The following is a 23,550-nucleotide window of genomic DNA, read 5'->3' as shown; positions in this document are numbered from 1 at the left end:
GAGCGCACCATGAAGTTCGGTATCTTCTACGAGCATCAGCTGCCCCGGCCGTGGGGCGAGAAGAGCGAGTATCAACTCCTGCAGGATTCGCTCACCCAGATCGAGCTCGCCGACCGGCTGGGCTACGACTATGCGTGGGAAGTCGAGCATCACTTCCTCGAGGAGTATTCGCACTCTTCGGCACCGGAAGTGTTCCTCGGCGCCGCCAGCCAGCGCACCAAGCGCATCCGGCTGGGCCATGGCGTGATCCAGCTCACGACCAACAACCCGCACCGCGTCGCCGAGAAAGTCTCGACGCTCGATCTTCTGTCGGGCGGCCGTGTCGAGCTGGGCATGGGCGAGGCGGCGGGACCGGCCGAGCTGCATCCGTTCAACATCCGGGTGCGCGACAAGCGCGAGCGCTGGGAGGAGGCGGTGAAGGCCATCGTCCCCATGTTCACCAAGGAGAGCTGGGAGTTCCACGGCCAGTACTACGACTTCCCGGCACGCAACGTGATCCCCAAGCCGTTCCAGAAGCCGCATCCGCCGCTGTGGGTCGCCTGCTCGAACATCCAGACCATCGGCAAGGCCGGCGAATGGGGCATGGGGGCGCTGGGCTTCACCTTCGTCACACCGGAAGCGGCGCGAGCCTGGGTGCACAAGTACTACAACAACCTGCTCAACAACTCGCACAAGCTTGCCGACTATCCCAGCAATCCCAACGTCGCGATGGTGTCGGGCTTCATGTGCGCGCCCACCGACGAGGAGGCCGAGGCCAAGGCCGCCGGCTGGACCTTCTTCATCTTCGCGCTCTCCTACTATGGCCGCAAAGGCGTCGATGCGCCGGGTACCTCGAACCTGTGGGACGAGTACCAGGCCTGGCGCGGCGGACCGGAGGAGAAGAAGGCGCTCGAATCGGGCCTCATCGGCTCGCCGGAAACCATCCGCAGGAAGCTGCGCCAGTTCCAGGCCAGCAGGGTCGACCAGGTGATCCTGCTGAACCAGGCCGGCAAGACCAGCCACGAGGACATCTGCGCCTCGCTCGACCTCTTCGCCCGCGAGGTGATGCCGGAATTCCATGCCGCCGAGGCCGAGCATGCCGCGTGGAAACAGAAGGTGCTCGACCGCGAGATCGTGCTCGAGGACCTCGACGTGGCCAAGTACGACATCTTCAGCCACCAGAACGAACACATCGTCCGCCTCACGCCCGAGCAGTTGAAGCAGAAGATGGCCGAGAAAGAGGCCGCGGCGAAGCGCGCGTGAGAGCCTTGCGCGTCTCGGTCGTCGGCGGTGGCATCGGCGGGCTTTCGGCGGCGCTGGCGCTGCTGAAAGCCGGGTTCGATGTCCAGGTCTACGAACAGGCGCCGCGCTTCGGCGAGATCGGTGCCGGCCTGCAGATCAGCCCCAACGCCTCGCGCCTGCTGCATCGGCTGGGCCTCAGGGACTCGATGGAGCGCTGGGGCGTGCGACCGCTCGCCGTCCACCAGAAGCGCTGGGATGACGGTCGTACCCTGCAGCGTGCGCCGCTGGGGCCGGAAGTCGAGCAGCGCTTCGGTGCGCCCTACTATCACTTCCATCGCGGCGACCTGGCCTTCCTGCTCGCCGAAGCGATGCCGCAAGATCGCGCGCATGCCGGCCATCGTCTGGTCGACATCGAAGAGAAGGGCGATTGCGTGGTCGCCCGCTTCGAGAACGGCGCTTCTGCCGAAGCCGACCTGCTGATCGGCGCCGACGGCATCCATTCCCGCGTGCGCCATCTCACCTTCGGGCCCGAGAAGCCGCGCTTTACCGGCTGCGTCGCCTGGCGCGGCCTCGTGCCGGCCGATCGCATCGCCCATCTCGAAATCGAAGTCGCCTCGCACAACTGGATGGGGCCGGGCGGGCATTGCGTCCACTACTGGGTGTCGGCGAAGCGGCTGATGAACGTCGTCTGCATCGTCGAACAGGGCACCTGGCAGAGCGAGTCCTGGACCGACAAGGGCAACGTGGCCGATGTGATGGCGCGCTATGACGACTGGCATCCGACGGTGCGTGGGCTGATCCAGGCCTTTCCCGAGACCTTCATCTGGGCCCTGCACGATCGTGCGCCCCTGCCGGCCTGGACGCAGGGCCGGGTCGCGCTACTGGGCGATGCCTGCCACCCCATGCTGCCCATGATGGCCCAGGGCGCGGCCCAGGCGATCGAGGACGGCGCCACGCTGGCGGCGATCCTGGCGATCATGAAGGACGACGTGCCCGCCGCGCTGCACCGCTACGAAGAGCTGCGCAAGCCGCGCGCGACGCGCCTGCAGGAGGCGAGCGCGGTCAACCGCGTGCGGTTCCACCTGCCTGACGGGCCGGATCAGCAGGCCCGCGATGCCGCCATGACGAACGGGGGCGACCGCTCGCTCGACAATATCGCGTGGCTCTACGATCACGACGCCGGCGCACCCTCGAGCGTCTTGAGTTGAAGAGGACTCGAAAGGGATGCCCCTTGAGGGGGCGATCTGATTCCGTTGCGTAGCGGGACTGCACGGGGGCCGCGCCCCGCCCCGGCGACCTCGTCGGGCCGAATAAACGAAACAAACGAAATAAACGAAACAATTGAACGGGAAAGGGGCCTCCCCCGGAAATTTGGCATGGGGCGCGGCGGCTTCGACCCTTCAAAACCAGATGAAGGCCGGAACGACTTCGCAAAAGCGGGATACGGCCGAACCTGGAGCCTCACGGCTCTACCGCGCCGGCGGCACCTGCGTGCGGTACCAGTCGAGGATCTCGGCGCCGGTCCACATGACGACGCCCTCGTGTCCGAGGATGTAGTCGTAGAGCATCTCCAGATACTTGATCCGGTGCGGCACGCCCGTGAGATACGGGTGGATCGAGATTGCCATCACGCGCGGTGCGGTCCTGCCGTCGAGGTAGAGGCGGTCGAACTGGTCGCGGCCGCGCCGGAAGATCTCGTCCGACGGCTGCTGCTGCACGGCGCTCATGACGACGTCGTTGATCTCGACCGTGTAGGGGACCGACACGATCTCGCCGTGTGCGGTCTTCAAGGGCAGCGGCTGCTCGTCCATCACCCAGTCGGCGACGTATTCGATGCCGGCCTCCGCCAGCAGGTCGAGCGTCTCGTCGGTCTCGGTGAGGCCGGGGCTTTCCCAGCCGCGCGGCGGCTTGCCGGTGAAGTCCTTGATGGCGCGGATCGTGTCGGCGATCGCGCTCTTCTGGTCCTCGACCCTGTGCATCGGCTTCTGCACCCAGCCATGGCCCATGAAGTCCCAGCCGGCCTCATGCGCGGCCTCGCAAGCCTCGCGATAGAGCTCGCAGGCCGTGCCGTTCACCGCAAAGGTCGCCTTGAGCTTGCGGGCGTTCAGCGTCTCGAGGAAACGCCAGAAGCCGACGCGCATGCCGTATTCGTGCCACGCCCAGTTGGGCACGTCGGGCAGCAGCGGCACGCCCATCGGTGGCGGCAGGACGGTGCGCGGCATCGCCCCGGCCGGACTCCAGTTCTCGACGTTCACGATCGTCCAGACGGCAACCCGTGCATTGCCGGGCAGCACGAGCTTCGGCCGCTTGTGGATCGGCAGATAGGGCGTGCGCCCGCGCACGCTGTCTCCGGTTTCGCGGCTCATCGCCGGCGCTAGGCCTTGTTCGGGTTGATCAGGAACTTCTCGCCGGTCGCGCGCTTGGCGTAGGCGGTGAGGTTCTGGAGGTCGAGCGCTTCCGGCAGCGAGATGGTCCTTGTGTAGTGGCTGGCGAAGGTCGTCTTGAGCGAGTTCACGACGCGCTCGCGCAGGCGCAGCTGGTCGGGGCGGCCGATCTTCTGCAGGAACGGCGTCAGCAGCCAGCCGCCGACGCCCCAGGCCATGCCGTAGTTGCGCGTCAGCTCGACCGGGCCGGTGTTGAGGCTGCCATAGACATAGACCTGCTTGTGCACGGAGGAACCGTAGCGGTTGTAGGTCGTGGCGGTCTTGTTGATGGCGATTTCCATGGCCGTCAGGATCTGGCTCGCGAGCTTGCCGCCGCCGATCGCGTCGAAGGCGATGGTGGCGCCGGTCTCGACCAGCGCCTGCACGAGATCGTCCTGGAAACCCGCGGCGCTCGAATCGACGACGTGCTTGGCGCCGATGCCCTTCAGCAGCTTGGCCTGCTCGGCGCTGCGCACGATGTTCACGAGGCCGATCCCGTCCTCGTTGCAGATCTTGACCAGCATCTGGCCGAGGTTGGAGGCCGCCGCGGTGTGGACCAGCGCCTTGTGGCCCTCGCGCTTCATGGTCTCGGTCATGCCGAGTGCCGTCAGCGGATTGACGAACCACGAGGCGCCTTCGGCGGCCGTCGTACCGGCGGGCAGGGGCTGGCAGTCGCGTGCGTTGAGCAGCCGGTACTGCGCATACATCGAGCCGCCGACCATGGACACGAGCTTGCCCTTGAGCGCCTGCGCGGCGTCGGACGAGCCCGCCTTGATCACGGTACCGGCGCCTTCATTGCCGACCGGGAGCGACTCGCCCAGGCGCGTCGCCAGGAACGGCAGGGCCGCTGCAGGCACAGGCGCCGTCACCTTGACGCCCTCGCCGCTGCCGCTCGAAGTGGCCTTGCTGAGGTCGGCGGGACCGGTGAGCAGACCGAGGTCGGACGGGTTGATCGGCGTCGCCTCGACCTTGACCACGACCTGGTCAGGGCCGGGCTCGGGCACGTCGACCCGTGCCAGCGACAGTTCGAGCTGACCTTCGGTGGAGATCAGGGAGCGAAGCTGCAGGCCCGATGTCTTGTTGGTGTCGCTCATCGTCAATCTCCATGGTGTTTGACCCGCAACATAGCACGACGGCGTGCAGGTGAAGTCTCTCGCCGCGGCTCCATGGATGGGTGGCTTCCGTTTCGCAAGCCGGCAGATCGGCTTCGGCGAGGCGATGGGTCCTTCAGAGCACCGTGGCTGCGTTTTCGCCGCGCTCATAGACGAGGTGGGCGCGCCCGACCAGCAAGGGGTCGAGCGGACCGATCTTCTCAGGGTCCTTGCCGTCATAGGGAAGGCGATGCAGCAGGTAGCGCATGGCGTTGAGCCTCGCGCGTTTCTTGCAGTCGGATTTTATGACCGTCCACGGCGCATCGGCGGTGTCGGTGTGCTGAAACATCGACTCCTTCGCCTTCGTGTATTCTTCCCACTTGTCCAGGGATGCCAGATCTATAGGCGACAGCTTCCAGTGCTTGAGGGGGTGAACCTGTCTTTCCTTGAAGCGCCTTCTCTGCTCCTCGCGGCTGACCGAGAACCAGAACTTGATCAGATGCAGCCCGCTGCGCGTCAGGTTGCGCTCGAACTCCGGGGCCTGGCGCATGAACTCCCTGTATTCCTCGTCGGTGCAGAAGCCCATCACCCTTTCGACACCGGCCCGATTGTACCAGGAGCGGTCGAAGAGAGCGATCTCACCCGCCGTGGGGAGGTTCTGCACATAGCGCTGGAAATACCATTGGCCGCGCTCCGCCTCCGATGGTTTCTCGAGCGCAACGACGCGCGCGCCGCGAGGGTTCAGATGCTCCATGAACCGCTTGATCGCGCCGCCCTTGCCGGCAGCGTCGCGGCCTTCGAAGAGAATGACGACCTTCTGCTTCCGCTCCTTTGTCCAGTTCTGCAGCTTCAGCAGTTCAACCTGCAGCCCGTACTTGGCTTTCTCGTAGCTCTTGCGAAGCATGAGATTGCGATAGGGATAGCCGCCCTGTCGCCAGTCATCCACGAGTTCTTCATCGGGATTGGGGCCCGCGAGAGCCTGCTCTGCTTCGGAAGTCTGCAGGGCGCGCTTCAAGGCTATGGCATCGTCAGGCGAGGCCCCCGCCATGATCGCCTGCAGTGCGTCCGCCAACTGGTGATTCCGGTCGGGAGCCATCATGCCAAGCATGTCTCGAACAGCGATTTCCCGTGAGTACTCCGCTGCCTGAATCGCATCATTCTCGACCGACTCTTCGATGGAACGGGACGACCCCAACACTGCGGTGTCTCCCAGCTTCACGGGGCGCCTCGCAGTCCCGCGGGCACGACTTTTCTTCTTCATGTTTGCAATCCTGGAAGGGGACTTCGAACCGATGCCCAAGTGAGCATGGAAGTTGAAGGCTGCCAATCCGATCCCGGAATGATCCAGATCAAGCCAGGCCACCAATTTGTGGACAAGCAACCGCGCGAACCTGGGGCTGCGACCGGCTCCTCAGCCTCGGCCGGTCCAGGCCCGCCGCGTCGTCGAGAAGGCGAGCACGGCGGAGAAGGCCACGATTCCCAGCGCCACGCAGGTATAGAGGCCCGAGAGACCCCAGCCGAAATGGTCGAGGGCCAGCAGGCTGCCGCCGCCCGCGATGGTGATTCGCGTGAGGTTGGCGGCGACCGGCCAGACCATCTCGCCGGTGCCCTGCGAGGCGAAATAGAGCGCCATGGCGAGGCCGAAGAAGCCGTAGGCCGGCCCGACGATGCTGAGATAGTGGCGGCCCGAGGCCAGCGCGCCCGGATTGGTGGTGAAGAGTCCGAGCCACAGGTCGGGCCAGAGCGCCACGATGAGGCCGATGGCGGCGGCGACCGCGCCCGCCATGAGGGCGCCGGTCCAGGCCAGGCGCTGGGCGCGGGCATACTGTTTGGCGCCGATGTTGGTGCCGACCAGCGCCGTCAGCGCCCCACCGATGCCGAAGCTGATCGGGATCAGCATGTACTCGAGCCGCGAACCGATCCCGTAGCCCGCGATCGCGGCGTCGCCCTCGCGCCCGATCAGGCCGGTGACGACCAGCACCGTGCCGTTGGTCAGGATGACGACGAGGCAGGCGACCAGCCCGACCTTCAGGATGTCGCGGAAGGCGCGCCAGCGGAACCCGTCGACCGGCCAGCGCAGGCGCAGCGGGGCCTTCGGGCCGGTGAGCTTCGAGAGCATCCAGAGGGCGGCTAGGGCGAAGGCGATCACCGCGGCGATGGCGGGACCGCGAATGCCGAAGGCGGGCAGCCCGAACCACCCCAGGGTCAGCGCGCCGGTGAGGGGGATCTGGATACCGGCCGTCACGACCAGCGCCAGGCCCGGCGTCTTCATGTCGCCGGTGCCGCGCAGGACTGAGGCCATCGAATTGGCGACCCAATGGGCAATGCACCCCGTGAACAGGATGGTGGCGAAGGCCTCGGCACGGTCGAGAGCCTCGCCGCTGCCGCCCAGGGCGCCGTAGATCTGACGGCCGAAGCCCACGAACAGGACGCCGAACAGCACCGCCATGCCGATCGCAATCGCCAGTGCATGCGCCGCCGCAGCCTCGGCGGCCGCCTTGTTGCCCGATCCCAGGGCACGGGCCACCGAGGAGGAGATGCCACCTCCCATGGCGCCGGCCGACATCATGCCGAGCGTCATCTGCGTCGGGAACACCAGCGCCAGAGCCGCGAGGTCGACGACGCCGAGTTGGCCGATGAAATAGCCGTCGGCGACGCTGACCAGGCTCTGCATGGCCACGTTCAGCACGTTGGGGGCGGCAAGGGTGAGGATGGTGGGCACGATCGGCCCGGCCAGCATCATCTGCCGGCGTTGTGCAGGAGTCATTGCCGGCTACGTAGCACGCGCCGCGCCACCGGCTCGCGAACTTATCTCATGAGGTGAGGAGTTTTGTCAGCGCCTCGCGCGCTGCGAAACGACGGCCTCGGCGAGCTGGTCGATGGTCACGATGTCGGCGGCGACGTTCATCGGGATGGTGACGTCGAACCGGTCCTCGAGCTCCATGATGACATCCATGATCGTGAGCGAATCGACGGTGAGGCCCTTGGAGATGACCGTCTGCGGCGTGATCGCTTTGCCGCCGGCATTGTACGGCGCCAGGAGGCTGAAAATCTCGCGCATCACGTCGTACTGCAGCGAAGACGCGGCGGAGATGGACGTAGGGGGGGCGACCAGTTCCTGAACGGCCTGCATGACTCACTCCGTCGAAGGGGGTGAGCGCATTTCACCCCGATGAAGACCGGATGTGAAATAACGTTTGGTTACCCACTGTTGCGGGACGTTACGGAATGTTTCTGCCCGTCAGGCCGACTGAAGGATGTTGAGCCGCCGCCGCACCTCGTCGATGGGTCTCTCGACATGGGGCCAGTAGTCCCACTTGTCGGACAGATCGGTGTTCACGAGGGCGCCGCGTTCGATGGCCGCGAACATCCGCTCGGCGGCGCCCGGTTCGCCCAGCACGCCGATGGTCGTGTAGCCATCGGCGGTCGGTCGCGCGTTCACGCCGGCACTGAAGATCAGCACGGCGAAGAGGATCAGGTAGAAGGGTCGAGTCTGCTTGAAGCCGGCGGTGAAGGAGGCGACCTGCAGCTCGCCCTGCGGATCGGTGCCGTAGTCGCCCAGCACATGACAGAAATCGTGATAGAGACCGGCCTCCGGGAACCCGAACCGCTCGCCCGGCATGCCGAACTTGTTGCGCTGGAAGTATTCCCACATCGACCGGCCCAAGGTGCCGTCCGGCAGCCTCTCCCAGGCGCGATACCGGGCGGCCAGCTCCGGATCCTCGATCAATCCGCGCATGCCCAGGATGCTTTTCGCGAGCGCCACGACGCCGTGCTGCTCGAACTGGTCCTTCATGATGTCGCCGACCTGGCTGCGGCGCAGCAGGTCGAGCTTGAACAAGGTCATGTGCTGCTCGGCCAGCCGGCGCAGGTTGACGAGTTCCGGCGTGGCGATGCCCAGCGCCTCGGCGAAGGCCTCGACGCGGGCAACGGTCTCGCGCGAGGGCACGCCGTCGGCCAGCGCCAGGACCAGCAGGCCGTTGACGAACTGATGGCGGAGGTCACCCGACGGAAATCCCGCGGCGAGTTCGGCGGGCGTTACCGGTGGCAAGGCCGCGATGTCGGCGTCGATGCGCAGGATGACCCGTTGTGCCGCCTCCATCAGCGCCAGCTGCGACTTGCCCGGACCTCCGGCGACCGAAGCAACCGTCTTCATGGCGCGTAGGCCGAGGAGGGCGGCGGCGGGCTCCGGCTGCATCAGGCGCATGGGGATCTCCGTGTCACTCCGCGGCGAGCGGCGTGGGCTTCAGCCAGTCGTCGAAATCGCGCAGCGCCCGCACCGCCATCGCCTGCTTGCGCTCCTTGCCCTTGAAGCTGCCGGCGATGGGCGGGAACAGGCCGAAGTTTATGTTCATCGGCTGGAAGGTCGTGGCGTCGGCGCCGCCGGTGATGTGGCCGAGCAGCGCGCCCATCGCCGTGGTGGGCGGCGGCGGTGCCTGCGCGCGCCCCAGCCTCTCGGCCGCCGCAAACCGCCCGGTCATCAGGCCGACGGCGGCGCTCTCGACATAGCCTTCGCAGCCGGTGATCTGGCCGGCGAACCGCAGCCGCGGCATCGCCTTCAGGCGCAGGGTGGCGTCGAGCAGGCGTGGGCTGTTGAGGAAGGTGTTGCGGTGGAGCCCGCCCAGCCGCGCGAACTCCGCATTCTCGAGCCCTGGAATGGTGCGGAAGATGCGCGTCTGCTCGCCGTGCTTCAGCTTGGTCTGGAAGCCCACGATGTTCCAAAGCGTGCCCAGCGCATTGTCCTGGCGCAGCTGCACCACCGCCCAGGGGCGATGGCCGGTGCGGGGATCGCGCAGGCCCACCGGCTTCATCGGCCCGAAGCGCAGGCTCTGCGGCCCGGTCGAGGCGATGACCTCGATCGGCTGGCAGCCCTGGAAGTAGGGCGTGTTGTGTTCCCACTGCTTGAACTCGGTCTTCTCGCCGGCCAGCAGTGCGGCGACGAACGCCTCGTACTGCGGCTTGTCCATCGGGCAGTTGAAGTAGTCCGCGCCATCGCTGCCCTCGACATTGCCGGGGCCGACCTTGTCGTAACGCGACTGCTTCCAGGCGATCGACTGGTCGATGCTCTCGTAATGGACGATCGGCGCGATGGCATCGAAGAAGGCGAGCGAATCCTCGCCGGTGAGCTTCGCGATGGCCTCGGCGAGCGACGGCGCTGTGAGGGGCCCGGTGGCCACGATGACGCTGTCCCACTCTTCCGGAGGCAGGCCCACCACCTCTTCGCGCTCGAGCGTCACCAGCGGATGGGCGAGCAGGGTTTCCTGCACCGCCGCCGAGAAGCCATGCCGGTCGACCGCAAGCGCGCCGCCCGCCGGCAGCTTGTGCGCGTCGGCCGAATGCATGATCAGCGAGCCGGCGCGCCGCATCTCCTCGTGGATCACGCCGACCGCGTTGTTGGCGGCATCGTCGGAGCGGAAGGAGTTGGAGCAGACCAGCTCGGCGAGGCTATCGGTGAGATGCGCCTCGGTCCCGCGCACCGGCCGCATCTCGTGCACCACCACGGGCACACCCGCCTGCGCGAGCTGCCAGGCCGCCTCGCTGCCTGCGAGACCGCCGCCGACGACGTGTACGGGCTTGGTGCTTGACGTCATGCTCTCCGACCTGAAACCTGCGTCTCCTTACAATGGAGGGTCTGACATGGCCATCAAGTTCCATAATCCCAAGTCCGTCTCCGTCGCCGGCAAATACACCCTCGGCGTCGAGGTGCCTCCGGAGGCGCGCGTGCTCTACGTATCGGGCCAGGTCGGCGTCGATTCTGCGGGCAAGCTGCAGGACGGCATCGAGGCGCAGTGCGATCAGGTCTGGAAGAACATCGGCGAGGTGCTGAAGGCCGGCGGCATGGACTTCCGCGACATCGTCAAGCTCACTGTGTTCCTGACCGACAGCCGCTTCATCCCGGCCTTCCGCGAGGGGCGCGGCAAGTATGTCGGGCAGGAACCCTATCCCGCATCGACCCTGCTGGTCGTGGCCGGTCTCGCCGATCCCGCCATGCTGGTCGAAGTCGAAGTGGTCGCAGCGAAGTCCTAGGTCGAGCGGAGGCGAGGTTGCTTCGCCTCGAAGCCGTCGCACGGGACGCCTTTCATGCGAGCGTGAACGCGGCGTCGGAGGCGATCACGCGGGCGGGTGGCTGGGTTTCCGGCCATTCCCTGCTCTCCGATGCGATGGCGGTCCTCCAGTTCGAGATTCCCGGCGACCGCCTGCACGAGCTGGTGGAGGAACTGGGCGCGCGCGGGCTGAAAACCGAGCTTCCTGCCGGAACGACGCACGGCGGGAAGGATATCGCCGGGCGCCTGACGCTTTACTTCAGCCAGGGGAGCGGCGACCTGCGACGCGACGTGCCGCCGTTTCAATGAATTCGGCGCTCGCGGATTTCCGACATCTCTGAAAACTTGGAAAGGAACGTCGGGAGCGGCCGATTTGGGGTCATGCCCAACTGATGCGACCCGCAGGGGCCGCTCCCGCCGTGCCGTTCGCGTCTGCCGCTATGCCGATGCCCGAACGATTGCCTCGACAATCACTGCGGCACGTTGCTTGGGTGGATTCATCAAAACCTCCCTGCCGAACGTGATGGGCGAATTCACGCACCGGCGGGAGCGGCTGTCAACGGCGATTCGCGACGGCGGACTCGCCCGGCGGTGGATGCGGTGCCATTATCGCGCCTTCGAAGTCCAGGCAGGCGTAGGTTGGTTCCCAGCATCAAGAAGCCCGTGGTCGGGGTGATCGGCAACTCCGGCGTGATCAACGACCGTCACAACGTCCAACTCGTGGGACAGCGCAACATGCGGGCGGTCGCGGACGTCGCGGGGGCGCTGCCGCTGATGTTTGCCGGCACCCCCGACATCACCGACATCGAGGCCCTGCTGGGCGCGGTCGACGGCATCCTGCTCACCGGCGCCCGGGCCAACGTCCATCCGACGCGCTTCGGGGCCGAGCCGCATCCGGCCCACGAACCCTACGACCAGGAGCGCGACGCGATGGCCCTGTCGCTGATCGATGCCTGTGTCGAGCGTGGCGTGCCGATCTTCGGCATCTGCCGCGGCTTCCAGGAAATGAACGTGGCCTTCGGCGGCTCCCTGCATCCCGAGATCCGGGAGATTCCGGGCCGCCTCAACCACCGCATGCCGCGGCTGGAGAACGGCGAGATCCATCCCGATCCCACCGTGGTGTTTGCTGACCGCCACGAGGTGCAGCTCGTGAAGGACGGCTACTTCGCCCGGCTGCTCGGCTGCGAGTGCATTCGCGTGAACTCGCTCCATGGGCAGGGGATCCTCGATCCCGGCAAGCGGGTCGCCATCGAAGGCGTGGCGGAGGACGGCACGATCGAGGCGATCTGCATCACCGACGCGCCGGCCTTCGCCGTGGGCGTTCAGTGGCACGCCGAATACGACCCGCAATCCAACCCGATCAACCGCGCCCTGTTCCAGGCATTCGGCGAGGCTCTCCGCGAGAACATGCGCTCCTCCTGAGGCTTTGCGATGACGGACACGCTCAAGGTCGGGCTGGCGCAGCTCAATCCCAAGGTCGGCGACGTGGCGGGCAATCTCGCCAAGGTGCGGGCCGCCCGCGCGCAGGCGGCCCGGCAAGGCGCCGATCTGGTGCTTTTCTCCGAAATGGTGGTGGCGGGATACTTCCCGGAAGACCTCGTCCTCAAGCCGGCCTTTCAGGACGCCTGCCACGATGCGGTCGAGGCGCTTCGGGAAGACACCCGCGATGGCGGCCCGGCGCTGTTCGTCACCACGCCGTGGCGCGAGGACGGTAAGCTCTACAATGCTATCGTCGCCCTCGACAAAGGCGAGATCGTCGGCAAGCGCTACAAGGTCGATCTGCCGAACTACGGAGTCTTCGACGACAAGCGCGTGTTCTCGCCGGGGCCGATGCCCGGACCGATCGTCTTCAGGGGTGTGCGGATCGGCGTGCCGATCTGCGAGGATGTCTGGACGCCCGATGTCGTCGAATGCATCGCCGAGACCGGCGGCGAGATCCTACTGGTGCCCAACGGGTCGCCCTACGAGGCCGGCAAGACCGACCTGCGCGTGCAACTGGGCGTCAGGCGCGTGGTCGAGAGCGGCCTGCCCTTCGTCTATCTCAACCAGGTCGGCGGCCAGGACGAGGTCGTCTATGACGGCGCCTCCTTCGCGCTGGGCGCCGACCGCTCGCTCAAGGCCAAGCTCGCCTCCTTCGCCGAGCAGGTCGCCACGATCGAGTTCCGGCGCGGCGCCGGCGGTTGGGAATGCCAGCCCGGGCCGATCGCGCCCGAGCTGGACCGCCTCGACTCGATCTATCAGGCGATGGTGCTCGGCCTGCGCGACTATGTGAACAAGACGGGCTTCCCCTCGGTGGTGATCGGCCTCTCGGGCGGCGTCGATTCGGCGATCACGGCGGCGGTGGCGGCCGACGCTCTGGGCCCCGATCGCGTGCACGCGATCATGATGCCGTCGCCCTTTACTAGCCGCGACTCGCTGGAGGATGCCGAGGCCTGCGCCCGGGCGATCGGGGTGCGCTACGACATCGTCGACATCGGGCCGGCGATGGAGGCGTTCCGCGGCATGCTGGCGCCGCTGTTCGGCAACCGGGCCGAGGACGTCACCGAGGAGAACATCCAGAGCCGTGCCCGCGGCGTCACCCTGATGGCGGTGTCGAACAAGCTGGGCGGCATGGTGGTGACGACCGGCAACAAGTCGGAGATGGCGGTGGGTTACGCCACGCTCTACGGCGACATGTGCGGCGGGTTCAATGTGCTGAAGGACGTCTACAAGACAACCGTCTTTGAACTCTGCCGCTGGCGAAATGCGCACCTGCCGCTGGGCGCGCTGGGACGTGCGGGCGTGGTGATCCCGCCGCGCATCATCGACAAGCCGCCCTCGGCCGAACTGCGGCCCGACCAGAAGGACTCCGACTCGCTGCCGCCCTATGCGACGCTCGACTCCATCCTGAAGGGCCTGATCGAGCGCGACCTCGATACCGTGGCGCTAACGAAGGAGGGTCACGACCCTGCGACCGTGGACCGCGTGTGGCGCCTGCTCGAAGGCGCCGAGTACAAGCGCCGCCAGGCGCCGCCCGGCGTGAAGATCACTTCCCGCAGCATCAGCCGCGAGCGCCGCTATCCGATCGTGAACGGGTTCCGGGGACAGGGCGCAGGAGTTTCCTCATGAGCGACGCACTGGGGCGCCTGACCACCCGCGAATACGACGTCACGCTGCCGGACGGCACGCAGGGAAGGCTGGCCTTCGCCCTGTGCGACCTGGCCAAGGACAATGCGCTGGCCCAGCACGCCCGTCGGCGGCAGGCCGTCGCCTTCGGCCTGCTGAGTTTCGCGGAGCTGCCCGACGCGCCGCGCAATGCTCTGCTGTGGGTGCGGACGAAGGACGGCTTGGAGATGACGACGGCGGACGGCGACGACCAGCCGGGCGGCGACCTGCAACGCCTCGTGGCGCGGTATTTCATCGTGTTCTTCGACGAGGTCAAGGACCTGGCGCCCGAGCTGGCGACGTTGCCCTTCCATCTCAAGGATGCTTCGTGATGCTGATCGTCCAGATCTCGGACCCGCACGTGAAGCGCGAGGGCGAACTGCTCTACGGACGCATCGACACGCAGGGCTTTCTCGAACGCGCGGTGGCGCATGTGAACGGGCTCGATCCGCGGCCCGACATCGCCCTGGTGACGGGCGATCTGGTCGACAAGGGCGCGCCGGCGGAATACGCGAACCTGAAGCGCCTGCTGTCGAAGCTGGAGATTCCGTTCTACCTGATCCCGGGCAATCACGATGCGCGGGACGCACTGCGTGAAGCGTTTCCCGATCACGCCTATCTGCCGAAGACCGGCTTCCTTCAGTATGTCGTGGAATACCGGCCGCTGCGCCTCATCGCCCTCGATACGCTCGTCGAAGGCAAGGGCCATGGTGCACTGTGCCGCGAGCGGCTGGACTGGCTGGAGACGCGGCTGCAAGAGAGCGACCGCGGCACGCTGCTGTTCATGCATCACCCGCCGTTCGATGTCGGCATCGCACCCTTCGATGCGGCGCGGCTGCTCGAAGGCGGGGACCGGCTGGAGGCGCTCGTCCGTGCACACGGCAACGTCGAACGCGTATTGTGCGGTCACGTGCACCGGCCGATCCAGGTCCGCTGGGCCGGCACGATGGCGTCGATCGCCCCCAGCACGGCCCATCAGGCCTCGCTGGACCTGCGCGAGGGCGCCAAGCTCTCGATGACCATGGATCCGCCGGGCGTGGCGCTGCACCTGTGGCGGCCCGGCACGGGTCTGATCACCCATGTGAGCTACGTCGGCGCCTATGAGGGGCCGCGCCCGTTCAGCTGACGCTCTGTTCCAGTAGGTCGGACGGGGATGCAGGTGGACTCTCACGTCAGGTCAGCCCATCGCTGTCGGACGTTATCGCCCCTCGCACGCTGCTACCCATCCAGGTGGAACTTGCGCGGGGGTCTTCCGTTTCGGAGGCAAGATGGTCGCAACCAGCACACAGGGGCTGATCAAGAGGCTCGGTCCCGGTGTGATCACCGGTGCCGCCGACGACGATCCGAGCGGCATCGCGACCTACTCGCAGGCAGGCGCCCATGCGGGCTTCGGACTTCTCTGGACGGTCGTGCTGACCTGGCCGCTGATGGTCGCGGTTCAGTCGGTCAGCGCCCGCATCGGTCGCGTCACCGGCCACGGCCTTGCCGCCAATATGTGCCGGGCTTTTCCCCGCCCCGTGGTGCTGGGGGCCGTCCTGCTGCTGTTCGTGGCCAACACCATCAACATCGGCGCCGATCTCGCCGCCATGGGGGCGGCGGTGGCGATGCTCGTGGGCGGAGGACAGGTGTTCTTCTCCTTCCTGTTCGCGATCGCCTCGGTGCTGGCCATCGTCTTCATTCCCTACAGCCGCTATGTCGGCTTCCTGAAATACCTGACCTTCTCGTTGTTCGCGTATGTCGGTGTGGTCTTCACGGCCCATATCGACTGGCGCGCGGTCGGCATCGGCGCCCTGGTGCCGAAGTTTGCGCTCGACAAGGACACGTTGATGCTGGTCGTCGCGGTGCTGGGCACCACGATCAGCCCCTATCTCTTCTTCTGGCAGAGTTCGCAGGAAGTCGAGGACGAGGAGGGCGATGCCGAGGCGGGGCCGCTCACCGAGAATCCTGAACAGGCGCCGCGTGAGCTGAGGCGAATCGGCTGGGAGACGGGCATCGGCATGGCAGTGTCGAACCTGGTCGCCTTCTTCATCATCCTGACGACGGCGGCCACGCTCCACGCCAACGGCAAGACGGACATCGAGAGCACCCAGCAGGCTGCCGAAGCGCTGCGGCCGATCGCCGGTGACGCGGCCTTCCTGCTGTTCAGCCTCGGCATCATCGGCACGGGCCTGCTGGCGGTTCCGGTGCTCGCGGGGTCGGCGGCCTATGCACTTGGAGAGGTCCGGGGATGGCGGATCGGGCTCGAGCATGAGTTCGGCGAGGCGCGGCGGTTCTACATCACCATCGCGGTGGCGATCCTGGCGGGGCTGGGCGTCGCGCTGCTGCCGATCGACCCGATCAAGGCGCTGATCTGGAGCGCGGTGCTGAACGGTGTGATCGTGGTGCCGATCATCGGAGCCATGATGATCGTGGCCTCGCGCCGCGAGATCATGGGCGATTTCACGGCGAGCGTCTGGCAGCGCGTGCTGGGCTGGCTCACCCTGGTGTTGATGGCGGCGGCCGCCATCGGGATGTTCGTGTTGATGTAGGTCGGCGACCCCGTAAGCTGGTCGTCATGAAACTCTACTCCGGTCCACTCAGCATGTTCGGCGCCAAGGCCGAGATCGTCCTGCGCGAGAAGGGCTTCGACTTCGAGCTCGAGATGGTGCCCTTCGAGATGAAGGTGCTCTACGAGCCGAAGCATCCCGAGGTCGTGCGCATCAATCCCAAGCGCCAGGTCCCCGTCCTGATCGACGGCGACCTCGAACTGTTCGATTCGACGCAGATCTTCGAGTACCTGGAAACACTGAAGCGCGACCCGGCGCTGTGGGCGGCGGAGCCACGGGCCCGCGCGCGGACGCGCCTGCTCGAACACAAATCCGACGAGGTCTATTTTCCGCACATCATCCGGCTGATGGGCGACCCCAAGTCGCCGGGCGCCCACGAGGGCGCGGCGCGCTTCTATGAAGAGATGGAGCGCACGATCGGCGACCAGGAATGGATTGCCGGCGCCTACAGTTATGCCGACATCGCGTTCTATATGGCGCAGCTCTTCGGCGAGCGGATGGGGGCACCGGTTCCGGCCGAGCTGGCGCGCCTGCAGGCCTGGCGCGACCGAATGAGCGACCGTCCGGCCGTGCGGCAGGTGGCCGGCGCCATGGGCCGCTATCTCCTGTCGATCGGGCGGACCCTGCCGCCCTTCATGGCCAGGCTGGGACTACCGTCATGACCCGACCGCGGATCCTGTTCCTGCCGGGCGCCGGCGGCTCTCCACAGTTCTGGAAGCCGGTCGCCGAGGCTCTGCCGGCCGCCTGGCCGAAGGAGCATTTCGGCTGGCCCGGCCTCGGCGCGCAGCCCCACGATCCGGCGATCCGTGGGCTCGACGACCTGAAGCAGCTGGTGACGGCGACCATGCGTGAGCCGGTCGACCTGGTGGCGCAGTCGATGGGCGGCGTGATCGCCGCGCGGATCGCGCTGGAGCATCCTGAACTGGTGCGCCGCCTCGTTCTCTGCGTGACCTCGGGCGGCGTCGACATGGCAGGCCTCGGCGCGTCGGACTGGCGTGCCGACTACCGCCGCTCCTTCCCCAGGGCCGCTGCATGGATCACCGACGGCGCCCAGACGCCGCCACTACCCGTGGAGAAGATCGCGGCGCCCACCTTGCTGATCTGGGGCGACACGGATCCCGTCAGCCCCGTCGCCGTCGGCCGGCATCTGGCGGATCGGCTCCCGAACGCGCGGCTCGAGATCGTGACCGGCGGCGATCACGACGTGGCCAGCACCCATGCCGACCTCGTCGCGCGTTTGATCTCAAAGCACTTGGCGTAGGGATACCACCTCATCCTGCGGGACCGCGCGAAGCGCGGTGTCTCGAAGGATGAGCAACAGACGGGGTGCGCGCGCCCATGCTTCGAGACGCGCTCCTCCGGAGCGCTCCTCAGCATGAGGTTTGTGTTCGTCTAAGGCTTGACGGTCTTCTTCAGGACCGACTCGTAGACCTGCAGGATCGTCGAACTGTCGTTTCCGCCCAGGCCCATGCGGCGCGCCATGCGCTGCAGGTTGTGGGTGGCCGAGCCCTGAGGCAGTGGCACGTCGAGTTCGTCGGCCAGTTCCAGGGCGAGGTGCAGGTCCTTGTGCGCGAGGTTGAGCGCGAAGGACGGCGGCGAGAACTTGCCGGAGAGCGCGCGCTCCGAGAATGACTTGAACGCCGAGGAATTGCCGCTCGAACTCGAGATCACCTGTACGAGCTTCTGTGGATCGAGGCCGGCGGTGACACCGAGCATCAGGCCTTCGGCCGCGGCAGCGGCGTTGCAGAAGGCCATCATGTTGTTGACAAGCTTGGCCACCGTGCCGGTGCCGAGTTCGCCCATGTGGATCACGTTGGCGCTGAACGACTGCAGCACCGGAAGCGCGTCGTCGAACACCTTCTTGTCCCCTCCGACCATGATGGCGATGGTCGCAGCCTCGGCGCCGACCGTACCGCCGCTCACCGGCGCGTCGAGCATGGCGATGCCCTTGGCGGCCATGGCGGCGCCGATCTTCTTCACCATCGAGGGCGCATTGGTGCTGAGATCGATGTAGGTCTGGCCCTTGCTTGCATTCGCCAGGATGCCGTCGTCGCCCAGAGTGACGGCCTCGACGTCGCGTGGCATGGGCAGGGACGTCATCACGATGTCGGCGCCCCGGGTCGCCTCGGCGACGGACTTGGCCGCGCTGGCGCCGAGGTCGGTGCAGGTCTTCACCGCCTCGGGGTTCAGGTCGAACACCGTGACCGAATGATTGCTGCGCTTGATGAGGTTGCGGCACATGGGGCCGCCCATATTTCCGACACCGATATATCCGACCTTCATGGCTTCCTCCCGGGGACGTGCGTAATCCGAACCATACGAACAGAAACGTCGCCCCCTTGCCACAGGGACCAGGACACCGGCAGGAATGACGCTTCATGCCGCGAAACTGCATCCCGCAGGTCGCGTTTCGACGTTGTGACGGGAGAGAATCCGCTTGAGGGCATCTTGAAGGAGGGCGTGTGGGCGAGCCCTTGAACCGCGACGCCGAACGCGCCCGTTCCCTGCGAACGGTCAAGCTCGCGGCCACCCTGTTGCTCGTCGCCACGGCCGCGCTGTTCGTGGTGGCCCGGCACTACGAGCCGCTTCACTGGGCCTGGGGTTACGTCGCGGCGTTTGCCGCAGCGGCCACTGTGGGCGGGCTGGCCGACTGGTATGCCGTCGTTGCCCTGTTCCGCCGCCCGCTCGGTCTGCCGATCCCGCACACCGCGATCGTGCCGCGCAATCACCACCGAATTGCGGAGAATCTCGGTGAGTTCATCGAGACGAACTTCCTCGCGCCCGAGCCGGTTGAGGCGCGCCTGCGCGAAGTCGATTTCGCCGCCCTCGTGGCCGACTGGCTGAGCGACCGTACGCGAAGTGCAGCCCTTGCCGGCTTCATCCTGCGTCTCGTGCCGCAGGCCTTGTCGGCGGTCGACCAGTCCGGCCTGAAGCGGTTCCTCGGCCAGCGGGCGATGTCGGAACTGCAGCGAATAGAACTCGCCCCCCTGGCGGCCGGGCTGTTGAGCGCGGTCACCGAGAAAGGCCGTCATCAGCGCCTGCTCGACGAATTGCTGGTGGCACTGGAGAAGGTGCTGGCCAATGAGGAGACGCTGGCGGCGCTGCGCGAGAAGATCCGGCAGGAGCTGCCTGCGCTTTTCAATCTCTATCGCGCCGACGCCTACCTGCTGCGCAAGATCGTCGCCTCGACCACGGCCTTCATCAAGGATGCGCGCTCAGACGGCAGCCATCCCCTGCGACAGGAATTCGACAGTTTCGTTACGGGCTTCATCGAGCGCCTGCGGACGTCCAGATCCTTCGCGCGACGCGCCGAGAGTCTGAAGCAAGACCTGTTGGCGCGACCGGAGATCGCGAGCCTGGCGGAGGGCGCCTGGGAAAGTGTGCGGTCCTTCCTCGAACACGACGCCCAGGCCGAGGACAGCCAGGTTCGCCGGCATCTCGAAGGGATGCTGGTCGATGTCGGCAGCCAGCTGGCGCGCGATCCGGCAATCCGCGCCGAGATCAATCGCGGCATGGTGCGTCTGCTCGCAGATTTCGTGCAGCGCCAGAAGAGCGGCGTCGGGCGCTTCATCGCCGATCAGGTGAAGTCCTGGGACATCGATGTGCTGATCGGCCGCATAGAGCTGACGGTCGGACGCGACCTGCAATACATCCGGTTCAACGGGGCGATGATCGGTGGGCTGGCCGGTTTGGCCTTGCACGCGCTGGAGCAGGGGTTGAAGCTGCACCTGTAACCACAGGAGGTTCGGATGGCCGATCCAGCGCAGAACTTCACCGACATGTTCAAGAAATTCGGCGAGCAGCTCAAGGTGCAGCCCTTCGACATGACGAAGATCATGGAGCACCACCAGAAGAACCTGGAAGCCATGACGAAGTCCTGGCAGTCGATGGCCCAGGGCGCGAGCGGGATCGCGAACAAGCAGAAGGAAATCTTCGAGGCCGCCATGAAGGACATGGCCGAGATGGCGCAGTCCTACAAGCCGGGCGGAAATCCTCAGGACGTGATGGCCAAGCAGGCCGAATTCGCCAAGAAGGCGATGGAGGCGGCGATCGCCAACACGCGGGACATTGCCGAACTGGTCCAGAAGTCGAGCACCGAGGCTTTCAAGATCGTGCAGGACCGGATGAAGGAGTCCTACGAGGAAATCCGCGCTTCGGTCGAGAAGAAGTCGTAGCGAATAAGAGAGCAACCGCAGGTGGCGCGGCGCGCAAGCGGGCGCGCCACCCCACGGGCGCCTGAGAGACTCCGGGAGAGACGTCGTGGACCGGTTCTGGCTCAAGAGTTATCCGCCGGGCGTGCCGGCAGACATCGATCCGTCGGCCTACCCCAGCGTCGTGTCACTTTTCGAGGAGAGCTTCTCCAGGCATCGCGACAGCCGCGCCTATGTCTGCATGGACAAGGCGCTGACCTTCGGCGAGGTCGACTCGCTCTCCATGGCGCTCGGCGCGTGGTTGCAGGGACGCGGCCTGAAGCGCGGCGCGCGCGTTGCAATCATGATGCCGAACGTCCTGCAGTATCCGGTGGCCGTCGCCGCGGTGCTGCGGGCGGGGTTCATCGCGGTCAACGTCAATCCGCTCTACACCGCCCGCGAACTCGAGCACCAGCTGAAGGACTCCGGTGCCGAGGCCATCATCATCCTCGAGAACTTCGCGACCATCCTGCAGCGCGTCCAGGGGCACACGGGCATCAAGCATGTCGTGGTCGCCTCGATGGGCGACCTGCTGGGGTTCCCCAAGGGCCTGATCGTCAACTTCGTCGTGCGCACCATGCGCAAGATGGTGCCGGCCTGGTCGCTGCCGGGCCATGTGAAGTTCAACGACGCGCTCAGGGCTGGGCGCAGCATGGTCCTGGCGAAACCGCAGCTCGGCCCGGACGACGTCGCGGTCCTGCAGTACACGGGGGGCACGACCGGGGTCTCCAAGGGCGCCACGCTGCTTCATCGCACCCTGGTCGCGAACCTGCTGGCGTCGGAGGCCTGGATGCAGCCCGGCCTGAACCGCCGGAAGATCACCGGCCAGCTCACGATCGCCTGCGCCTTGCCGCTCTATCACGTATTCGCCTTCGTGACCTGCGGCCTGCTGGGGCTGCGCACCGGCGCGCTGAACGTCCTGATCCCTAACCCGCGCGACATGGCCGGCACGATCAAGGATCTGGCCAAACACAGGATCAACGTGTTCCCGGCGGTGAACACGCTGTTCAACGGGCTCGCGAACAATCCGGCGTTTGCGAAGCTCGATTTCTCGGAGCTGGTCATCTCCAACGGCGGCGGCATGGCGGTGCAGGAGGCGGTCGCGAAGAAGTGGCTGGCCATCACCGGCTGCCCGATCTGCGAAGGCTATGGCCTCAGCGAAACCTCCGCCGGCGTCACCTGCAATCCCACCGACTCGGAGACCTACACGGGAACCATCGGGCTGCCGCTGCCGAACGTCGAGATTCGCATCCTCGATGACAGCGGCAGGGACGTCCCGATCGGCAAGGCTGGGGAAATCGCGATCCGCGGCCCGCAGGTCATGCGCGACTACTGGCAGCAGCCCGAAGAGACAGCAAAGGTCATGACGGCGGATGGCTTCTTCAAGTCCGGCGACATCGGGATCATGGACGAACGCGGCTATACCCGCATCGTGGATCGCAAGAAGGACATGATCCTTGTGTCGGGCTTCAACGTCTATCCCAACGAGGTCGAGGCTGTGGTGGCGGCCCATCCCGGTGTGCTCGAATGTGCGGCCGTCGGTGTACCGGATGCGAACTCGGGCGAGGCGGTGATGCTGTTCGTGGTGAAGAAGGACCCCTCACTCACCAGGGAAGCCCTCGACGCCTACTGCCACCAGGAGCTGACCGGCTACAAGCGGCCGAAGTACATCGAGTTCCGGGCCGAGCTGCCCAAGAGCAACGTCGGCAAGATTCTGCGCCGTGAATTGCGGGACGGAGTGGTCAAGAAGGCGGCGTAACTCTTGCAGGGAACCTGCAACCCTCGGGGGCTGGCCACGTTCCTTGGCCACCAGTTTCCCGGAGGACCCCAATGACCGCCACCAAAATACTAGCCGCGACAGCCCTCGTCCTGTCCGCCGCCGCCTGCAGCAGCACCACCTACGAAACCCGCACGGCCAGCGCACCCTATCGGGTGAGCAGCTCCGAGCAGGCCTGCGTGGACTACGGCTTCCGCGTCGGGACCGACAACTATAACCGCTGCGTTTCGCGGGAAGCCACCGCCCGCGCCCAGGGCCGCGTCCCTGTGAGCTACACAGTCGCGAGCCTCGACGCCGACGCCCGCAACGCGTGCTACTCCTACGGCCTGACGCCGGGCACCTCGATGTACGACCGGTGCGTGGGGCGTGAGATCGACGCCCGTCGCTACCGCGACCAGGCCTACGGAACTCCGGCCCCGGCGCCGGCCCCCGGCTACTCGACCACCACCTACTACACGACGGCGCCTGCCGCCCCGACCTATTACGGCCCGGCTACGACGGTCTCGACCACCACCTACAGTACCCCGCCCGTGGCTCCTCAGCCGACGCCGCCGGCTGGCGTCGAGGCCTTCCGTGACGAGTATGGTTTCCGCTATGATGGTCAGGGAAACCGGCTCGACCGCAACGGCAACATCATCAGCCCGCAGTCGACCACACGATGAGGGGGCTTGATGGCTGCGAGACGTTTTATGGCCACGACGTTCGGCGTGTCGCTGCTCGCGGCCTGCGATCCGCTGCCCCAGCCCCTTTATAGCGAGACGACGCCGCCGCCGGCCTATCGGGTCCAGCCTGGCGGCGTACGCATCGACAACGAAGGCTTCCAGATGGATCCGGAAGGCTACCGGATCGACAAGAGCGGTGCCCGGGTCGGGATCATCGACGTCCCGGCCAAGACCGCCGGCGACAATTCGAACGCCGTGGCCGGTTACTACATCAGCAACATCGGGGCGGATGCTCCCGGCCGTGTCGCCTCACCCAGCGAAGGCGCGGGCTCGGGGGTGGGAACGGGCCCCGGCGCCATGAACGTGCCGACGCCGGCCCAGATGCCGCAGCAGGCGCCGATCGCGCCGGCGCCGGGCAACGTGCCGCCGCCGTCCGGCTACCGCTAAGCCGG

24 protein-coding genes are annotated in these 23,550 nt (G+C 66.5%); 16 read left to right on the top strand and 8 right to left on the bottom strand.

Annotated features, from left to right (window positions below):
• The first annotated feature begins 9 nt into the window (after positions 1 to 9).
• The gene (locus Q7V45_RS01335) at positions 10 to 1,242 is read left to right on the top strand and encodes an LLM class flavin-dependent oxidoreductase (RefSeq protein ID WP_304845696.1); all 1,233 of its coding nucleotides are present in this window, start codon (positions 10 to 12) and stop codon (positions 1,240 to 1,242) included.
• Complete coding sequence (locus tag Q7V45_RS01330; RefSeq protein WP_304845693.1) at positions 1,239 to 2,429, top strand: FAD-dependent monooxygenase; 1,191 nt, start codon at positions 1,239 to 1,241, stop codon at positions 2,427 to 2,429. Before Q7V45_RS01335 ends, Q7V45_RS01330 begins: the two co-directional genes overlap by 4 nt.
• Positions 2,430 to 2,690: 261 nt before the next feature.
• On the opposite strand, the gene Q7V45_RS01325 is transcribed toward Q7V45_RS01330, so the two are convergent.
• The 7 genes from Q7V45_RS01325 to trmFO all read right to left on the bottom strand — a co-directional run bounded on the left by Q7V45_RS01325 (position 2,691) and on the right by trmFO (position 10,326).
• Entirely contained in the window at positions 2,691 to 3,587 is an 897-nt protein-coding gene (locus tag Q7V45_RS01325) for a polysaccharide deacetylase family protein (protein ID WP_304845690.1), read from the bottom strand.
• A gap of 8 nt (positions 3,588 to 3,595) precedes the next feature.
• A complete protein-coding gene (locus Q7V45_RS01320) occupies positions 3,596 to 4,738 on the bottom strand; it encodes a zinc-binding dehydrogenase (protein WP_304845687.1) in 1,143 nt (380 codons plus the stop codon).
• A gap of 133 nt (positions 4,739 to 4,871) precedes the next feature.
• A complete protein-coding gene (gene ppk2 / locus Q7V45_RS01315) occupies positions 4,872 to 5,996 on the bottom strand; it encodes a polyphosphate kinase 2 (RefSeq protein WP_304845684.1) in 1,125 nt (374 codons plus the stop codon).
• Between the two features lie 150 nt (positions 5,997 to 6,146).
• Positions 6,147 to 7,502, bottom strand: coding sequence for an MATE family efflux transporter (locus Q7V45_RS01310; protein WP_304845681.1), 1,356 nt, complete (start codon positions 7,500 to 7,502; stop codon positions 6,147 to 6,149).
• A gap of 66 nt (positions 7,503 to 7,568) precedes the next feature.
• Positions 7,569 to 7,868 (bottom strand): acyl carrier protein, encoded by a 300-nt coding sequence (locus Q7V45_RS01305; protein WP_304845678.1) that lies wholly within the window; start codon positions 7,866 to 7,868, stop codon positions 7,569 to 7,571.
• Between the two features lie 108 nt (positions 7,869 to 7,976).
• Positions 7,977 to 8,942 carry a hypothetical protein gene (locus Q7V45_RS01300; protein WP_304845675.1) on the bottom strand — a complete coding sequence of 322 codons (966 nt, stop codon included), beginning with the start codon at positions 8,940 to 8,942 and terminating at the stop codon, positions 7,977 to 7,979.
• A 13-nt stretch (positions 8,943 to 8,955) separates the two neighbouring features.
• On the bottom strand, positions 8,956 to 10,326 hold the full coding sequence (gene trmFO / locus Q7V45_RS01295) for a methylenetetrahydrofolate--tRNA-(uracil(54)-C(5))-methyltransferase (FADH(2)-oxidizing) TrmFO (RefSeq protein WP_304845672.1): 1,371 nt from the start codon (positions 10,324 to 10,326) through the stop codon (positions 8,956 to 8,958).
• 46 nt (positions 10,327 to 10,372) lie between these two features.
• Here trmFO and Q7V45_RS01290 point away from each other — a divergent pair, with 46 nt between their 5' ends.
• From Q7V45_RS01290 to Q7V45_RS01250, 9 genes are all read left to right on the top strand, one after another.
• A complete protein-coding gene (locus tag Q7V45_RS01290) occupies positions 10,373 to 10,762 on the top strand; it encodes a RidA family protein (RefSeq protein ID WP_304845669.1) in 390 nt (129 codons plus the stop codon).
• Between the two features lie 17 nt (positions 10,763 to 10,779).
• Entirely contained in the window at positions 10,780 to 11,088 is a 309-nt protein-coding gene (locus Q7V45_RS01285) for a hypothetical protein (RefSeq protein WP_304845666.1), read from the top strand.
• A 342-nt stretch (positions 11,089 to 11,430) separates the two neighbouring features.
• The gene (locus tag Q7V45_RS01280; RefSeq protein ID WP_304846116.1) at positions 11,431 to 12,201 is read left to right on the top strand and encodes a gamma-glutamyl-gamma-aminobutyrate hydrolase family protein; all 771 of its coding nucleotides are present in this window, start codon (positions 11,431 to 11,433) and stop codon (positions 12,199 to 12,201) included.
• Positions 12,202 to 12,210: 9 nt separating this feature from the next.
• On the top strand, positions 12,211 to 13,887 hold the full coding sequence (locus tag Q7V45_RS01275; RefSeq protein ID WP_304845663.1) for an NAD+ synthase: 1,677 nt from the start codon (positions 12,211 to 12,213) through the stop codon (positions 13,885 to 13,887).
• Positions 13,884 to 14,255: a hypothetical protein gene (locus Q7V45_RS01270; protein WP_304845660.1), complete on the top strand. Its 372-nt coding sequence runs from the start codon at positions 13,884 to 13,886 to the stop codon at positions 14,253 to 14,255. Before Q7V45_RS01275 ends, Q7V45_RS01270 begins: the two co-directional genes overlap by 4 nt.
• Positions 14,255 to 15,049, top strand: a complete 795-nt coding sequence (locus Q7V45_RS01265) for a phosphodiesterase (protein ID WP_304846113.1) — start codon at positions 14,255 to 14,257, stop codon at positions 15,047 to 15,049. The genes Q7V45_RS01270 and Q7V45_RS01265 overlap by 1 nt, the downstream gene beginning before the upstream one ends.
• A 142-nt stretch (positions 15,050 to 15,191) precedes the next feature.
• The gene (locus Q7V45_RS01260; RefSeq protein WP_304845657.1) at positions 15,192 to 16,451 is read left to right on the top strand and encodes an Nramp family divalent metal transporter; all 1,260 of its coding nucleotides are present in this window, start codon (positions 15,192 to 15,194) and stop codon (positions 16,449 to 16,451) included.
• A 26-nt stretch (positions 16,452 to 16,477) separates the two neighbouring features.
• Positions 16,478 to 17,131 carry a glutathione S-transferase family protein gene (locus Q7V45_RS01255; protein ID WP_304845654.1) on the top strand — a complete coding sequence of 218 codons (654 nt, stop codon included), beginning with the start codon at positions 16,478 to 16,480 and terminating at the stop codon, positions 17,129 to 17,131.
• Entirely contained in the window at positions 17,128 to 17,730 is a 603-nt protein-coding gene (locus Q7V45_RS01250; RefSeq protein ID WP_304845651.1) for an alpha/beta fold hydrolase, read from the top strand. The genes Q7V45_RS01255 and Q7V45_RS01250 overlap by 4 nt, the downstream gene beginning before the upstream one ends.
• Before the next feature lie 131 nt (positions 17,731 to 17,861).
• On the opposite strand, the gene Q7V45_RS01245 is transcribed toward Q7V45_RS01250, so the two are convergent.
• Positions 17,862 to 18,752, bottom strand: coding sequence for an NAD(P)-dependent oxidoreductase (locus Q7V45_RS01245; RefSeq protein WP_304845647.1), 891 nt, complete (start codon positions 18,750 to 18,752; stop codon positions 17,862 to 17,864).
• A 179-nt stretch (positions 18,753 to 18,931) separates the two neighbouring features.
• Here Q7V45_RS01245 and Q7V45_RS01240 point away from each other — a divergent pair, with 179 nt between their 5' ends.
• The 5 genes from Q7V45_RS01240 to Q7V45_RS01220 all read left to right on the top strand — a co-directional run bounded on the left by Q7V45_RS01240 (position 18,932) and on the right by Q7V45_RS01220 (position 23,545).
• Entirely contained in the window at positions 18,932 to 20,203 is a 1,272-nt protein-coding gene (locus tag Q7V45_RS01240; protein ID WP_304845645.1) for a DUF445 domain-containing protein, read from the top strand.
• A 15-nt stretch (positions 20,204 to 20,218) separates the two neighbouring features.
• Positions 20,219 to 20,644: a phasin family protein gene (locus Q7V45_RS01235; protein WP_304845643.1), complete on the top strand. Its 426-nt coding sequence runs from the start codon at positions 20,219 to 20,221 to the stop codon at positions 20,642 to 20,644.
• Between the two features lie 85 nt (positions 20,645 to 20,729).
• Positions 20,730 to 22,418, top strand: coding sequence for a long-chain-fatty-acid--CoA ligase (locus tag Q7V45_RS01230; RefSeq protein WP_304845641.1), 1,689 nt, complete (start codon positions 20,730 to 20,732; stop codon positions 22,416 to 22,418).
• A 197-nt stretch (positions 22,419 to 22,615) separates the two neighbouring features.
• Positions 22,616 to 23,098 (top strand): hypothetical protein, encoded by a 483-nt coding sequence (locus Q7V45_RS01225; protein WP_304845637.1) that lies wholly within the window; start codon positions 22,616 to 22,618, stop codon positions 23,096 to 23,098.
• A 27-nt stretch (positions 23,099 to 23,125) separates the two neighbouring features.
• On the top strand, positions 23,126 to 23,545 hold the full coding sequence (locus Q7V45_RS01220) for a hypothetical protein (RefSeq protein ID WP_304845633.1): 420 nt from the start codon (positions 23,126 to 23,128) through the stop codon (positions 23,543 to 23,545).
• The last annotated feature ends 5 nt before the right edge of the window (positions 23,546 to 23,550 follow it).

The sequence above is a fragment of the Reyranella sp. genome (genome assembly GCF_030651995.1).
GTDB lineage: Bacteria > Pseudomonadota > Alphaproteobacteria > Reyranellales > Reyranellaceae > Reyranella.
Note: the sequence above shows the minus strand (reverse complement) of the source record. Positions and strands in the feature narration are given on the sequence as shown.

Excerpts from the sequence above, each read along its gene's own strand:
- Q7V45_RS01335 (WP_304845696.1), top strand. The coding sequence starts at position 10 with ATGAAGTTCGGTATCTTCTACGAGCATCAGCTGCCCCGGCCGTGGGGC.
- Q7V45_RS01325 (WP_304845690.1), bottom strand. The coding sequence starts at position 3,587 with ATGAGCCGCGAAACCGGAGACAGCGTGCGCGGGCGCACGCCCTATCTG.
- Q7V45_RS01320 (WP_304845687.1), bottom strand. The coding sequence starts at position 4,738 with ATGAGCGACACCAACAAGACATCGGGCCTGCAGCTTCGCTCCCTGATC.
- ppk2 (WP_304845684.1), bottom strand. The coding sequence starts at position 5,996 with ATGAAGAAGAAAAGTCGTGCCCGCGGGACTGCGAGGCGCCCCGTGAAG.
- Q7V45_RS01310 (WP_304845681.1), bottom strand. The coding sequence starts at position 7,502 with ATGACTCCTGCACAACGCCGGCAGATGATGCTGGCCGGGCCGATCGTG.
- Q7V45_RS01305 (WP_304845678.1), bottom strand. The coding sequence starts at position 7,868 with ATGCAGGCCGTTCAGGAACTGGTCGCCCCCCCTACGTCCATCTCCGCC.
- Q7V45_RS01300 (WP_304845675.1), bottom strand. The coding sequence starts at position 8,942 with ATGCGCCTGATGCAGCCGGAGCCCGCCGCCGCCCTCCTCGGCCTACGC.
- trmFO (WP_304845672.1), bottom strand. The coding sequence starts at position 10,326 with ATGACGTCAAGCACCAAGCCCGTACACGTCGTCGGCGGCGGTCTCGCA.
- Q7V45_RS01290 (WP_304845669.1), top strand. The coding sequence starts at position 10,373 with ATGGCCATCAAGTTCCATAATCCCAAGTCCGTCTCCGTCGCCGGCAAA.
- Q7V45_RS01275 (WP_304845663.1), top strand. The coding sequence starts at position 12,211 with ATGACGGACACGCTCAAGGTCGGGCTGGCGCAGCTCAATCCCAAGGTC.
- Q7V45_RS01270 (WP_304845660.1), top strand. The coding sequence starts at position 13,884 with ATGAGCGACGCACTGGGGCGCCTGACCACCCGCGAATACGACGTCACG.
- Q7V45_RS01265 (WP_304846113.1), top strand. The coding sequence starts at position 14,255 with ATGCTGATCGTCCAGATCTCGGACCCGCACGTGAAGCGCGAGGGCGAA.
- Q7V45_RS01260 (WP_304845657.1), top strand. The coding sequence starts at position 15,192 with ATGGTCGCAACCAGCACACAGGGGCTGATCAAGAGGCTCGGTCCCGGT.
- Q7V45_RS01255 (WP_304845654.1), top strand. The coding sequence starts at position 16,478 with ATGAAACTCTACTCCGGTCCACTCAGCATGTTCGGCGCCAAGGCCGAG.
- Q7V45_RS01250 (WP_304845651.1), top strand. The coding sequence starts at position 17,128 with ATGACCCGACCGCGGATCCTGTTCCTGCCGGGCGCCGGCGGCTCTCCA.
- Q7V45_RS01245 (WP_304845647.1), bottom strand. The coding sequence starts at position 18,752 with ATGAAGGTCGGATATATCGGTGTCGGAAATATGGGCGGCCCCATGTGC.
- Q7V45_RS01235 (WP_304845643.1), top strand. The coding sequence starts at position 20,219 with ATGGCCGATCCAGCGCAGAACTTCACCGACATGTTCAAGAAATTCGGC.
- Q7V45_RS01220 (WP_304845633.1), top strand. The coding sequence starts at position 23,126 with ATGGCCACGACGTTCGGCGTGTCGCTGCTCGCGGCCTGCGATCCGCTG.